The organism is Qipengyuania gelatinilytica (genome assembly GCF_019711315.1).
Lineage (GTDB): Bacteria > Pseudomonadota > Alphaproteobacteria > Sphingomonadales > Sphingomonadaceae > Qipengyuania > Qipengyuania gelatinilytica.
The window spans coordinates 1,547,892-1,562,140 of sequence record NZ_CP081294.1; the positions used below are offsets into that span (position 1 = coordinate 1,547,892).

The window sequence follows — 14,249 nt, forward strand, 5'->3', positions numbered from 1 at the left end:
TGACGGATGAGCAGCCGGGACGCTCTCATCGGTCAGGGACAAGAAGGCGCTTCAGCGCCGACGGACGGGTTTAGCATGATCATCAAGCGCGCATCGCTTGCTTTCACCATGGCTGCTGCAGGAATGCTGGTTGCCGCCGCTCCGGCACAGGCCGGAACCGACGGCGTCACCGCTGCGACCTCCGCTGCCGAAGGCGCGATCGACATCTCGAAGGTCGCCGACACCGCTGCCGGTGGTGACGATGCACAGTTCACCGAACTTTTCGCCCGCTGGGAAAATCCGACCGCGGCTCCGGCCGTCACCGCTCCGCAGGTTTCGGTTCCTTCGCGCATGCCGCTCGAAGATGCACGCCTCACCAGCGATTACGGCATGCGCACGCATCCCGTTCTCAAGCGTCGCCTCGGTCACAAGGGCGTCGATCTCGCCGCTCCGACCGGCACGCCGATCTACGCCACTGCCGACGGTTACGTCTCGAAGGCACAGCGCTGGTCGAGCTATGGCAACTTCGTTTCGATCGAACATGGCGCCCGCATCCAGACCCGCTACGCTCACATGTCGAGCATCGCAGTCGCTCCGGGCACTCGCGTCAAGAAGGGTGAGCTCATTGGCTACGTCGGTTCGACCGGCCGTTCGACCGGCCCGCACCTTCACTATGAAGTCCGCATCGACGGCGAAGCGGTGAACCCGGTTCCCTACATGATCGAATCGGAAGCCCAGCAGGCCTTCGCGCTTGCGATCGGCGAAGGTGGCCAGGGTGGCAACGACGAAGAATAATTCGTCAAACCGGTCTTGCGGGAAAGAATAAGGAAGGCGGCGGGCACATCCCGGCCGCCTTTTTTCTTGCCCGCAGGCCTGTGGTGGTTACGTTTCACCTTGCAACCGGACGAATCCCCAAATGCGGACCGCCGGCAGGAGAGAGGACCATAGATGCACCCGATCACGCATGCACAGGCGCGCCCCGACCACCCCGCAATCATCATGTCGGGCAGCGGGGAGACGATGACCTATGGCGAGATGGACGACTATGCCAACCGCTTCGCCCAGCTGCTGCGCGCAAGGGGTCTGAAGGCCGGCGACCACTTCGGCGTGCTGATGGAAAACAACATCCATTACCTGCCCATCGTCTGGGGATCGCAGCGCGCCGGGACGATGATGGTGCCCGTCTCCACCCGCCTGACCGCGCCGGAGATCTGCTACATCCTCAATGATGCAGGGGTGAAGCTGCTGGTCACGACCGCCAAGTTCGATGATCGCATGGACGATATGCGCGCCAGCTGCAGCGACATGGAATTCCTGATTGTCGGTTCGGGCGATGAGGAGGATTTCGAGGCTGCCCTCAATGCCCAGCCTGCAGAACCGATCGCGGACCAGGCGCCGGGCCAGTACATGCTCTATTCCTCGGGGACCACAGGCAGCCCCAAGGGCGTTCGCCCCGCGCCGCCCGACAGCGACGATATCCTTGCGCCCAATCCGCTTGTCGGCCTCGCCGTCATGGGTGCCGGCATGCCCGCAGATGGCAGCATGGTCTACCTGTCGCCCGCGCCGCTTTACCACGCGGCGCCGCTCGGCTGGTGCACCACGGCTCAGCGCCTTGGCGGGACGGTCGTGGTGATGGAACATTTCGATCCCCAGCATGCCCTCGAGACGATCGAGAAGTACAGGATCACCGACAGCCAGTGGGTGCCGACGCATTTCGTGCGCATGCTCAAGCTCGAACCGCACGAGCGCGAGGGTTATGACCTCTCGAGCCACCAGCGCGCGCTCCATGCGGCCGCGCCCTGCCCCGTTCCGATCAAGCGCGAGATGATCGAATGGTGGGGCCCGATCATCAACGAATATTACGCCGGGTCCGAAGGCATCGGCATGACGCTGATCAAGGCCGAGGACTGGCTCACCCATCCGGGCAGCGTGGGCCGGGCGATCTATGGCAAGCTCCATGTCTGCGATGGCGACGGCAACGAGGTCCCCGCCGGGCAGGACGGGCTGTTGTTCTTCGAGAACGACCTCATCCCGACCTATCACAACGATCCGGAGAAAACGGCCGAGGCGATGCACCCGAAGGGCTGGATGACGCTGGGCGATATCGGCCACCTCGACGAAGACGGGTTCCTCTACCTGACCGACCGCAAGAGCCACATGATCATCTCGGGCGGGGTCAACATCTACCCGCAGGAGATCGAGAACCTGCTGGTCACGCATGACAAGGTGATGGATGCCGCCGTCATTGGCGCTCCCTGCCCCGATTTCGGCGAGAAGGTGGTCGCGGTCGTCCAGCCGATCGACATGTCAGAGGCCGGCGAAGGCCTCGAGGCGGAACTGCGCGAATTCCTCGCCCCCAGCCTTGCCAAGATCAAGATGCCGAAGCTGTTCGATTTCCGCCCCGAACTCCCGCGCGAGGCGAATGGCAAGCTCTACAAGCGCGAACTGCGTGACGAGTACCAGCGCATGGCCGAGGAAGAAACGGAGCAGGCGTGATGACGGCGCAGGACAGGCCAACGCTCGACCCCAGGACCGCCTACGATGTCATCTCGGCCGAGAAATATGCCGACTGGGACCCGCTGCTCGACACGTTCGATCGCCTGCGCGAGGAAACGCCGCTGGTCTGGGTGGAAGATCCCGAACATCGCCATCCGCCGTTCTGGCTGGTCTCGCGCTATGAGGATGCGATGCGCATTTCGAAGGACAATGCGACCTTCCTCAACAATCCGCAGACGGTCGTGTTCAGCCTCACCGAAGGGATCGAATTCGCCAAGAGCGTGACCGGCGGCAGTCCGCACCTCGTCGCCAGCCTCGTGACCTTCGATGCGCCGATCCACATGAAGTATCGCAAGCTGACGCAGGAATGGTTCATGCCCAAGAACCTGCGCACGCTGGAACACGATATCCGCGAGCTGGCAGACAAGACGGTCGACCGGCTGATCAAGGCCGGGCCGCAAGCCGACTTTTGCAAGCTCGTCTCGCAGCCCTACCCGCTGCATGTGGTGATGCAGATCCTCGGCGTTCCGGAAGAGGACGAACCGCGCATGCTGTTGCTGACGCAGCAGATGTTCGGCGGGCAGGACGAGGAACTGAACCAGTCGGGCATGAAAGACCTGCCTCCCGAAGCCATCACCCAGCTCGTTGCCGGCGCGGTGAAGGATTTCGAGGCCTATTTTGCCAAGCTCACCGCAGAGAAGCGGGCCAATCCGACCGACGATGTCGCCAGCACCATCGCCAATGCAAGGATCGACGGCGAGCCGCTGAACGACCGCGACATGATGGGCTATTACATTATCGTCGCCGCCGCCGGGCACGACACCACGAGCGCCAGCACGGCAGGCGCGATGCTGGCGCTGGCACAGGACCCGGAGCAATGGGCACGCGTGCGCGAGGACCGCTCGCTCCTTCCCGGCATCGTCGAGGAAGCGATCCGCTGGACCAGCCCGGTGCAGCACTTCATGCGCACTGCGGCAGAAGATACCGAGATCGCCGGCCAGAAAATCGCCAAGGGCGACTGGGTGATGATCAATTACGTCGCCGCCAACCACGACCCGGCGCAATTCGACGAGCCGCGCAAGTTCGATGCCGGCCGCAGCCCCAATCGCCACCTTGCCTTCGGCGCAGGCGCACACCAGTGCCTCGGCCTGCACCTTGCCAGGCTCGAGATGAAGATCCTTTTCGAGGTGCTGCTCGACCGGATCGAGACAGTCGAACTGGCAGGCGAGCCCAAGCGGGCCAAGTCGACCTTCGTGGGCGGGTTGAAGACGCTCCCGCTGCGGGTCGGAGTGGCCTGACATGGGCGCTTGGGGAGCGGGCCCGTTCGACAATGACGATGCGCTCGACGCGGTCGACGACCTTGTCAGTGTCGAAGCGATTGCAGCCGAATTCACCGCCGCCGGGGTCGAGGGAGACGTCGAGGCCACCGAATCCAGCCGGATCATTGCCGCGGCCGAATGCGTCGCGGCCATGCGCGGCCATCCGCATCCCGACTTGCCCGATGAACTCGCCGAGCGGGTCCGGGCGTTCGGGAAGCCATCGCTCGAACTGTTCGACCGTGCCCGCGACAATGTCTCGGCGGTGATGGCCCGCAGCGAGCTGGGCGAGCTGTGGGCGGAAGAAGGATCGGGGGACTGGAACCGCGAGATGACCGGTCTGGTCGCGCGCCTCAACAAGCCGCAGGCCAAGGCGGGAAAGCCGAAGGGCGCCAAGAAGCCGTTCGACAATCCTTCACCCTGTTCCTTCTGCAACAAACCCATGGGCGAAGAAGAAATGTCGATGTTCGACATCTCGCTGGCCGACGGAATGGGCAATTCCCTGAAGCAGGGTGGCTGGGCCCATATCGCCTGCCTCAATTCAGCCCTTCATCCCCGGCACATGATCCAGAACTGGCAGTTCGACGATGAATTGCTCGACTTCGCGACGAAGAAGCTGCGCTCCGAAGACTGACTGGTGAAGAGGCGAAGTGGTTTTCGCCCCTTTCCAAGTCAAACCCGCGTGATTGCGGGGAAAATCGTACAAGAGCTTTCCGATTTTCCTACCCAAATGCCCCCCTTTCTGCTAGGTGAATGGCATGGATAAAACAGTAGGACGATAGGCTTTCGGCTGTTGCCGGGAGCCGTGTTGACCTGCGCATAAGAAAGGGGGGAATCATGACTTTGCTAGAGCCGCACAACATGCCGTTTGCGGCCGCTCTTGGCATCATGCTCGTCCTCGCGATCGTGCAGATGATCGGTGTCGCCGATTTCGGTGATGCGGATGTCGATCTGGACATCGATGGCGAGGGCTTGCCGGATGCGGGGATGTTCGACGGGCTGCTGACGCTGCTCGGTATCGGACGCATCCCGCTGACGATCTGGCTGGCGCTGTTCCTGCTCATGTTCGCAGGCATTGGCCTGTCGATCCAGGAGCTCGCGACAAGCCTCACCGGCAGCCCGCTCTACAGCTGGCTTGCCGCGCTGATGGCCGGCGTCGCCGCACTTCCGGTGACGGGCGTTTTCGCCCGGCCGCTGGGTCGCATCCTGCCCAAGGACCACACCACCGCTGTCAGCACCGAAAGCCTTGTCGGCCGCCGTGCGACGATCAGCATCGGCGTGGCCCGTGCGGGATCTCCTGCGCGAGCGAGGGTGAAGGACATCCACGGCCAGACCCACCGGGTCATGGTGGAGCCGCACGAGGCATCATCCGAACTCCACGAAGGCGACGAGGTCCTCCTCGTCCGCCGCGAGGGAAATCAATTCTACGCGACCGCGCTCGCCGAGCGCCGCCTGTCGCCAACGGTCAATCAATAAGGAGGAGCAATGGACAGTCTATTTGGAACATCACTGGTAATGATCGGGGGTGCCACTCTACTCGGCATCATCATCATCACCTTCCTGCTGAAGATGTATCGCCGTGCCTCGAAGGAAATTGCCTTCGTGCGGACTGGCGTGGGCGGCGAAAAGGTCGTGATGAACGGGGGCGCTCTGGTGCTGCCGGTCTTCCACGAAACCATGCCGGTCAACATGAACACGCTGGTGCTTTCGGTCATCCGCCGCGATGGCGAAGCGCTGATCACGCTCGACCGCCTGCGGATCGACGTGAAGGCGGAATTCTACGTCCGCGTGAAGCCCGATGCCGAAGCGATCGCCATGGCGGCGCAGACGCTGGGCCAACGCACGATGCAGCCCGAAGCCCTGAAGGACCTCGTCGAAGGTAAGTTCGTCGACGCACTGCGCAGCGTTGCTGCCGGCATGACGATGAACGAGCTGCACGAACAGCGTGCCGACTTCGTCCAGAAGGTGCAGCAGGTGTCGTCGAACGACCTCGCCATGAACGGCCTGGAACTGGAATCGGTCTCGCTGACCGGTCTCGACCAGACGAGCATCGAGCACTTCAACGCCAACAACGCCTTCGACGCCGAAGGTCTGACCAAGCTGACCGAGCAGATCGAGGCGCGCAAGAAACTGCGCAACGACATCGAGCAGGACACGCGCGTGCAGATGGAGACGAAGAACCTCGAGGCGGATGCCAAGAGCTTCGAAATCGGGCGCGACAAGGAATACGCCCGCCTCCAGCAGGAGCGCGAGGTGGAAATCCGCCGCGCCGCGCAGTCCTCGGAAATCGCCCGCGAACAGGCAGAGCGCAGCCGTGAGGCCGACGCTGCCCGCATCGAGGCGAAGAAGCAGGTCGACGCACAGCAGATCGAAGCCGACCGTCTCGTCGAAGAGGCACGGATCGACCAGCAGCGCGCACTCGAAATCGCTCGGCAGGAGCAGCAGATCGCGGTCCAGAACAAGAGCCGCGAGGAAAGCCAGGCCAAGGCAGAGGCTGACGAAGCCCGCGCCAAGGCAGTCGCTGCCGAAGAGCAGGTCGCAACCAGCCGCGAAACCGAGATCGCAGAGCGTGACAAGCGCATCCAGCTGATCGAGGCTTCGAAGCAGGCAGAGCGCGACGCCATCAGCGTCCGCGTGGAAGCCGAGGCCGAGAAGGATGCTGCGACGAACCGCGCCGAAGCGCTGCGCCTCGAAGCGCAGGGTGAGGCCGAGGCCGAGAAGCTGCGTGCCGAAGCTGCACGCGTCCGCTTCGAAGTCGAGGCAGCCGGTCAGAAGGCGATCAACGAGGCAGCGAACATCCTGTCCTCGGACCAGATCAGCCTGCAGACCAAGATGGCCTTGCTCAAGGTCCTGCCCGAACTGGTCAAGGAAAGCGCCAAGCCGATGGAAGCGATCGAGAGCATCAAGATCGTCCAGGTCGACGGCCTTACCAATGGCGGGAAAGGCGGCTCCGGTGGAGCAGCCAGCGTCGGAGGCGGATCGGGCAATCTCGCGACCGACGCGGTCAGCGCAGCCCTTGCCTACCGCGCGCAGGCCCCGGTGCTCGACGGGCTGATGAAGGAACTGGGCCTCGACGGCTCGAGCCTCAACAGCCTGGTCAAGGGCCCGGCAGAGCAGACCGGCGGGTTCGCAGTCGAAGAAGAAGCCAAGGAAGAGCCCAAGGCCCTTGCGGCCAATGGCAAGTCCGAAGGCGACAACAAGTCCGCCGACGCCTGATCATCAGGCTGGACGCAAACGGAAAAGGGGGCACTTTGGTGTCCCCTTTTTTGTTGCGTATCTTCGGGTCGCAGGCCTAACCGCACCGTCATGAACGACACGCCCCGATGGACCATGCCCCCCGAATGGGCACCGCAGGACTGGCTCTGGATCGGCTTCCCGCACGATGCCGACGAGTGGCCCGAGGTTCTCCCGGCGGCGCAGGAACAGATTGCCGCCTTCGCCAATGCAGTCGCCGAGAGCGGGCAGGAAGTGCGACTCCTGGTCCGCGATGCGAATAACGAGCAGCGTGCGCGCGACCTTGTCAGTGGCTCTGTGAAGCTGGAACGGCGCGCCTATGGCGATGTCTGGCTGCGCGACACCGGCCCGCTGGTGCTGACCGACGCCACCGGTCACCGCATCGCCAAGCGCTTTGGCTTCAACGGCTGGGGCGGGAAATACCTGATGGAAGGCGACCAGACCATCGGCGCGAAGCTGGCCGAAGACGAAGGGCTGCAGCTCGATGTCGCCGACTGGATCCTTGAAGGCGGGGCCATTGATGGCGACGGCACCGGCCTTGTCGCGACGACGGAGCAATGCCTGCTCAACCCCAATCGCAACCCGCAGCTGACCCGCGAGGAGATCGAACATCGGCTCAAGTCCGACCTCGGCTTTACCCGCGTGCTGTGGCTGGGCGACGGTCTCATCAACGACCACACCGACGGGCATGTCGACAATCTCGCCCGTTTCGTCGGCGCGAATACGCTCGCCCTGCCCCGCGCGACCGGCAGCGACGATCCCAACGCGGATATCTACGCCGATGCCAAGGCCCGCGCGGAAGCGGCCGGCGTCGCCGTGGTGGAGATACCGTCGCCGGGCCGCATCACCAGCGGCGACCGGATCGAGCCCGCGAGCTACGCAAATTTCGCGATCACGAGCCATCTCGTCGTCGTGCCGACCTTCGGCAGCCCCTATGACGAAGAGGGCGTGGCCGCGATTGCAGAGCTCTTCCCGGATCGTGCCACGATCGGCCTCAGGGGCGACGCCGTGCTCGCCGGCGGGGGCGGATTCCACTGCGCCAGCCAGCAGATGCCGGCCGCCCGCGCACGGATTTAACCTTTCGTTAGGGTTTCGCGCGGAGAATAGGGGCCATGGCAAAAGCTATCGCTCTCGCACGCACGCATGTCCCGGCGCTTCCGCTGGGTGAAATCGCGCGCGCTGCTATCGTGAGCGGCTGCGGCCTCGCGCTGGTCCTCGCCGGCCCCGCGCTTCCCTTCTGACAATCGCCGGTTAGCTTTTTCGCGCTTCGTCCTGGCCGATCCAGGCGAATACTGCTGCGCGCAGCTCCTGCCACTTCACCGCTGCCCACAGGACCAGCGCGCTGAAGCCGAGCAAGGCGACGCTGCTCGAAACGAAACCTTCGAAGACATCGCCCAGCGTAAAGGCCAGGAATGGCAGCCCCACGATCAGTCCTGCACGCCGGTTTGCCGCCAGCGCGAACATGGCAATGCCTAGGAAGATGACGAGCGCGCCGACCAGGGCAAAGTCGCCGCTTGCCGCGAAGTGGAAGAGGTTGGGCACCAGCAGCAGGCTGCCGAGCATGTGGAGCCAGAAGGCCGTGTCCGAAGTCTGCGTGCGGCGCTCGCGGTCCGACAGGTCGAGCCAGATACCGACACCTGCGGCGCAGGCACCGGCCAGCAGCAGCCGGATGCGGATGCCGGTCTCGGTCGGCCCCGGAAGCGTGCTGCCCGGATCGGTGTTCGCCAGAAGGTCGATGAAGAACAACGGCAGCATCGATGCCGCAGCCATCGCCAGTGCATAGGGCACGCGGTGACGCAGGGCGAAGAGCACGTTGAGCAACGCGGCGACGAGACAGGCAATAATCACGCCCAGCGGATCGATCCCGTCGCGGAAACCCGAAAGATCGCGGCCACCGGGATTGATGGCGAGATAGCCCACGAGGATACCGGCGGTGAAGGCGACCGTGGCGAACTGGCCGGCCAGCACGATGGCGGGAAAGGCCATGCGGCGGATACGCACGAAGAACTCGGCCACCGCCCAGGTGACCACGCCGGGGATCAGCAGCGCGGCGAGCGAGCGCGGGAGCCAGTCGGCCGCCAGCTCGCGCTCGACGAAGATCCCTGAACTGTAGAGCCAGACGCCTGCGAGGACCCACGCGCCGAATGAAACCGGCAGGAAGCCCATCACGACGAAAATATCGTTGAAGCCCGACACCAACCGTACGGGCTCTTCCTCCGCCGGCGTCTCTTCCGCGACCGGCTTGGGCGGGGGCACGAACTCCCCTGCACTCGGCAGCCTGGCCCTGAGCGGAGCAGGCACCAGCAGCAAGGCGGCGCGGCGCATGGGTGACCAGAAAGCGGCCATGGCGAGGATACCGAAACCGAGTGTGAGGCTGACGCCGATCAGCCTGGTCTCGAGCGCAAGCCCTTCACCGAGCGAGGCCAGCGCATAGGCCACATAGCCGAGGCTGGAGGCAAGCAGCGGCCTGCGGTCGATGACGAGTGCCACCAGCGCGAGCACGGCGACGATGACCAGCACCGGTGCCGCCGCGATGGGCTGATCGAAGCTGGGCTGGAACCCGCCGAGCAGGAAAATCCCGTGCACGATGAGCGGGGCAGCGAAGATGTGCAGCCAGAAGCCGATGCCCGAACGGCGGGTGGTGCGCTCCGGGTCGGACATGTCGGCAGCCATGGCGAAGCCGAACAGGACGATGCCCGCAACAAGGCTTTCCCACGGGCCGCTCCCGCCCCACGCAGTCTCCAGCAGGTTGCGCACGCCGAGAATGGTCGCAACCGGTGCCGCAACGACAAGCGCGCCTGCAATGGGGATGCGGAAGACCTTCCAGAACCACGCCATGAAGCCGGCAACGACGAAGCCTGCTACGAATTCGAGCAGGGCAGCGGCGATCAGCATGCCGAAGGCTGCGCAGATTGCGAGCACGATGGCGCTGAAGGCGAAGTTGCGTTGTTTCACCAGCGGGATGGCAAGGCCGGTGGCAGCTGCCGCAACGGCTGCACCTGCAAAGGGGCCGGCAGCGCCCAATATCGCGCCCAGAGCCAGCAGGCCCAGCAGGCTGGCAATGCCGGCGAGAATGTCCGCCGCGCCCGTTACCAGCCGCGCATCTTCCTCGTCACGGCGCTGTGCCGCAATATCCATGGTGCTTTCCATCGATCCCTCGATCCCCCGGTTGAGGCGATGTGTATAGCAGCTTGGCCTTGAGAAAACCCTACCCTTGCAACAACTTCCACACAGCTCCCGCCGCTGCGCCGCCCAGCACGAGGGCTACACTCACCTGCCACTGGCGCGCAGTGACGCGGCCGAAGGCGGCATGCCCGAACAGGTCGCCGACGAGGACCGCCGGGAAGAGCAGCAGCGCAAGCAGCACTTCGCGCTTTCCGCCGACACCAAGGGCGATGAACAGGATCGAGGACAGCGGGGTAAGCACGAGGAAGATCGCCATCATCGACGCGCGCGCAGAACGGGGCTCCAAGCGCCCACGCAGGTAGAACGGGGCCATTCCCGGACCGGGCATGCCGGCAAAGCCTCCGAAGAAGCCGGTGAAGAAACCCGAGAGGCCCATGGCAGGCTTGCGCGGCAGGGCCACCTTGCCGAGCGGCACGACCACCAGCACGAAGGCTCCGAGCGAAACCATTGCGATCAGCATCCGGGCCCAGTCCGCGCTCAGCGTGACGAGCGCCCACAGGCCGAGCGGCATGCAGGCGAGCGCGAGCAAGGTGATCGGGATCGCAGATCTGTTGGCATCGCGGCGGATGCGTCCGATATCCGTCAGTCCGATCAGGAACAGCGAGATATTGCCCACCAGCACCGCTTCCTTCGGCGCGATGGTCAGCGCGAGGACGGGCACGATCACCACCGACAGGCCGAAGCCTGCCAGCCCGCGGACAAATCCGGCAGCAAGCGCCGTCAACAGCGCAATGGCAATCGCTTCGAAAGGCAGTCCGAGCATCTAGCCGAATGCCTTCCACAGCGCCGCGAGCGCGGCAGTGCCGAGAACGAGGCCCACGCATATGCGCCAGGTCCTGTCCTCGATGCGTCCCGAGGCCTTGTTGCCGAGCCAGTTCCCCAGCAGCACCGCCGGGAAGAGCAGCGCGGCAAGCAGCAGCAACGACCAGTCGAGCACGCCGATCGCCGCGCCGCTCAACAGCCCCGTGGTCGACGCGCAAGTAAAGATGAGCAGCATCGAGGCCTTGGCAGTCTCGCGCGGGATGTCGCGCCCGACATAATAGGGCACGACCGGCGGGCCGGGCATGCCTGCATATCCGGTCATCAGCCCGCTCAAGATGCCGACCCCGCCGGTGGTCGCGGGATGGTGGTCGAGCGCACCGCGACGGGGCAGCAGGATGGCCACGAAGGCCGACAGGGCGATGAAAGCGATCACCACGCGCGCGATGGCGGGCGAGGTGATGGTGAGCAGGTACAGGCCAACAGGCGTCGTCACCGCCACTAGCGCAATGATTATCCAAGCCGATTTCTCGGCGCTACGCAGCAGCCGCCGGATCTCCGACATGCCGATGAAGACCGAGAGGAAATTGGTCAGCAGCACCGCATCGACCGGCGACAGCGCCAGCGCCAGCACCGGCACGATGAGAATTGCCATGCCAAAACCCGTCAACCCGCGCACGAAGGCAGAGCCGAACGCGGCGAGCAGCGCGACGACGACGGCAGCGGCCTCATAGCCTGCCAGAATATCCACTAGTCCCCCGAGCCTGCGATAATCAGCCAAAGAGTGACGCAGTGGAAAGCCGCAATGCCGAGATTGCTCAGCACGACCGGGTTTTCGAGCGATCCCACCGTGAAGGGGGTCATTACCTTATAGACGATCTGCACCGCCAGCAGAGCCGCCACCGCCGCAGTTACAGGCCTGAACAGGAGAACGCAGGAGGCAGCGAGGATCGCCAGATAAAGCGCAAGCAGGATCCCACGTGCCGGGCTGGTCTCGCCATAGGCTTGATCCGCCCATGCGGCGTTGGTCGCCATGCCGTAAGTCACCGGCACGAGGACCAGTATGTTCAGGACCAGCGAGAGGACGATCATCGATTTCATCGGCGGGTTTCCTCTCGCTTGGTAGTCACGGGCGCAAATCCGGCGGAGTCGCTTCGGCCTTGAGCATCGCGATGGCTTCCTCGAGGCTCATCACCTTCTGGTGCTGCTGGCCCAAGGTGCGGACGGCAACGGTGCCTTCCTCGGCCTCGCGATTGCCGACCACCAGCAGGTGCGGGACCTTGGCGTGGCTGTGTTCGCGCACCTTGTAGTTGATCTTCTCGTTGCGAAGATCGCTTTCCACGCGGATGCCCGCGGCTTCCAGCTTGGCGACGGCTTCCTTAGCGTAATCGTCTGCGTCCGAGACAATGGTCGCGACCACCGCCTGCGTCGGGGCGAGCCATACGGGCATGCGGCCCGCGTAATGCTCGATCAGGATACCGATGAAGCGCTCATACGAACCGAAAATCGCGCGGTGCAGCATAACCGGGCGGTGCTTCTCGCCGTCTTCGCCGACATAGCTCGCATCGAGGCGTTCGGGCAGCACGCGGTCGCCCTGGATCGTGCCGACCTGCCAGGTGCGGCCGATGGCATCGGTGAGGTGCCATTCGAGCTTGGGCGCGTAGAAGGCGCCTTCACCGGGGAGTTCCTCCCAGCCGAATTCCTCGCTCATCATGCCCGCCTCTTCGACGGCGTCGCGCAGTTCCTGTTCGGCCTTGTCCCAGTCCGCGTCCGAACCGAGCCGCTTTTCGGGGCGCAGCGCGAGCTTGATGGAGAAGGTGAAGCCGAAGTCCTTGTAGACGCTCTCGGCGAGCTTGCAGAAGGCACGAACCTCGTCGACCACCTGGTCTTCGGTGCAGAAAATATGTGCGTCGTCCTGCGTGAACTGGCGCACGCGCATCAGCCCGTGGAGCGCGCCATGCGGTTCGTTGCGGTGGCAGCAGCCCATCTCGCCAAGGCGGATCGGCAGGTCGCGGTAGGAGGTGATGCCCTGCTTGAAGACCAGCACGTGGGCCGGGCAGTTCATCGGCTTGATCGCCATCCAGTCGGCGTCTTTCGCAACGCTGGGGTGCGCACCGGCCCCGCTGTCGTCCACCTCCGGCACCATGTCCGGCACGGCGAACATGTTCTCCGCATATTTGCCCCAGTGACCGGATTGCTCCCACTGGCGCACGTCCATCAGCTGCGGCGTCTTGATTTCGCGGTAGCCCGCGCCGTCCATCTTGCGGCGCATATAGGCTTCGAGCTCGCGCCAGATCCGGTAGCCGTTGGGGTGCCAGAAAACGCTGCCGTGCGCTTCTTCCTGCAGATGGAAGAGATCCATCTCGCGGCCCAGCTTGCGGTGGTCGCGCTTGGCGGCTTCTTCGAGACGCGTAAGATGCGCATTCAGCTGCTTCTTGTTAAGCCAGCCCGTGCCGTAGATGCGCGTGAGCTGCGCATTCTTCTGGTCGCCGCGCCAGTAGGCACCGGCGACGCGCATGAGCTTGAAGGCCTGCGGGTCGAGCTTGCCCGTCGAGGCAAGGTGCGGACCGCGGCACATGTCGAGCCAGTCTTCGCCGCTACGATAAACCGTCAGCTCTTCGCCCTCGGGAAGTTCCCTTGCCCACTCGGCCTTGAAGACTTCGCCTTCGGCCTCCCACTTGTCGATCAGCTGCTGGCGGCTCCAGACCTCGCGCGTCAGCGGCTTGTCGGCCTTGATGATACGGCGCATCTCCTCCTCGATCGCGGGGAGGTCGTCCATGGAGAACGGCTCGCGCGTGTCGGGCGCCTTCACATCGTAATAAAAGCCGTCGTCCGTCGCCGGGCCGAAGGTGATCTGCGTGCCGGGGAAGAGCGATTGGACGGCCTCGGCCAGCACGTGCGCAAAGTCGTGGCGAGCGAGTTCGAGCGCGTCTTCCTCGTCGCGGCTCGTCACCAGCGCCAGTTCGGCATCGCCATCGAAGGGGCGGTTGATGTCGCGCAATTCGCCATCGACGCGCGCGGCAATTGCGGCCTTGGCGAGGCCGGGGCCGATCGCGGCGGCGACGTCGGCAGGCGTGCTGCCCGGTTCCATTTCGCGCACCGAACCATCGGGCAGGCTGATCTTCAAAAGTTCCGTCATCGTCTCATCCGTTGCGTTGCGACGCTGCCTTGTGTCTGGCCTCGACTTGACGAGGCCCATGGCACAATAGCGCGTACGCTTGAAGCGGCGTTTTGGGAGAATTTCGCGATTTCGGGAGAAACGCCTGCCACCCGAAACCG

General features: G+C 64.4%; 13 protein-coding genes. 8 read left to right on the plus strand and 5 right to left on the minus strand.

Annotated elements, in window-relative coordinates; translation table 11 throughout:
* The first annotated feature begins 75 nt into the window (after positions 1-75).
* From K3136_RS07720 to K3136_RS14125, 8 genes are all read left to right on the plus strand, one after another.
* A complete protein-coding gene (locus tag K3136_RS07720) occupies positions 76-774 on the plus strand; it encodes a M23 family metallopeptidase (protein WP_221429768.1) in 699 nt (232 codons plus the stop codon).
* 153 nt (positions 775-927) lie between these two features.
* Positions 928-2,475 carry an acyl-CoA synthetase gene (locus K3136_RS07725; RefSeq protein ID WP_221429769.1) on the plus strand — a complete coding sequence of 516 codons (1,548 nt, stop codon included), beginning with the start codon at positions 928-930 and terminating at the stop codon, positions 2,473-2,475.
* Complete coding sequence (locus K3136_RS07730; protein WP_221429770.1) at positions 2,475-3,773, plus strand: cytochrome P450; 1,299 nt, start codon at positions 2,475-2,477, stop codon at positions 3,771-3,773. The genes K3136_RS07725 and K3136_RS07730 overlap by 1 nt, the downstream gene beginning before the upstream one ends.
* Position 3,774: 1 nt before the next feature.
* Entirely contained in the window at positions 3,775-4,425 is a 651-nt protein-coding gene (locus tag K3136_RS07735; protein WP_221429771.1) for a DUF4259 domain-containing protein, read from the plus strand.
* Between the two features lie 203 nt (positions 4,426-4,628).
* A complete protein-coding gene (locus tag K3136_RS07740) occupies positions 4,629-5,267 on the plus strand; it encodes a YqiJ family protein (RefSeq protein ID WP_221429772.1) in 639 nt (212 codons plus the stop codon).
* Positions 5,268-5,306: 39 nt separating this feature from the next.
* Positions 5,307-7,007 (plus strand): flotillin family protein, encoded by a 1,701-nt coding sequence (locus K3136_RS07745; protein ID WP_425594368.1) that lies wholly within the window; start codon positions 5,307-5,309, stop codon positions 7,005-7,007.
* 90 nt (positions 7,008-7,097) lie between these two features.
* Positions 7,098-8,102: an agmatine deiminase family protein gene (locus K3136_RS07750; RefSeq protein WP_221429774.1), complete on the plus strand. Its 1,005-nt coding sequence runs from the start codon at positions 7,098-7,100 to the stop codon at positions 8,100-8,102.
* 35 nt (positions 8,103-8,137) lie between these two features.
* On the plus strand, positions 8,138-8,266 hold the full coding sequence (locus tag K3136_RS14125; protein ID WP_282099895.1) for a hypothetical protein: 129 nt from the start codon (positions 8,138-8,140) through the stop codon (positions 8,264-8,266).
* A gap of 10 nt (positions 8,267-8,276) precedes the next feature.
* Here K3136_RS14125 and K3136_RS07755 read toward each other — a convergent pair whose 3' ends face one another.
* From K3136_RS07755 to thrS, 5 genes are all read right to left on the minus strand, one after another.
* Positions 8,277-10,163, minus strand: coding sequence for a hypothetical protein (locus K3136_RS07755; protein ID WP_221429775.1), 1,887 nt, complete (start codon positions 10,161-10,163; stop codon positions 8,277-8,279).
* A 70-nt stretch (positions 10,164-10,233) separates the two neighbouring features.
* Positions 10,234-10,974, minus strand: a complete 741-nt coding sequence (locus K3136_RS07760; protein WP_221429776.1) for a sulfite exporter TauE/SafE family protein — start codon at positions 10,972-10,974, stop codon at positions 10,234-10,236.
* Entirely contained in the window at positions 10,975-11,721 is a 747-nt protein-coding gene (locus K3136_RS07765) for a sulfite exporter TauE/SafE family protein (protein WP_221429777.1), read from the minus strand.
* A complete protein-coding gene (locus tag K3136_RS07770) occupies positions 11,721-12,071 on the minus strand; it encodes a hypothetical protein (protein WP_221429778.1) in 351 nt (116 codons plus the stop codon). The genes K3136_RS07765 and K3136_RS07770 overlap by 1 nt, the downstream gene beginning before the upstream one ends.
* A gap of 25 nt (positions 12,072-12,096) precedes the next feature.
* Positions 12,097-14,109, minus strand: a complete 2,013-nt coding sequence (gene thrS, locus K3136_RS07775; protein WP_221429779.1) for a threonine--tRNA ligase — start codon at positions 14,107-14,109, stop codon at positions 12,097-12,099.
* Positions 14,110-14,249: the final 140 nt, after the last annotated feature.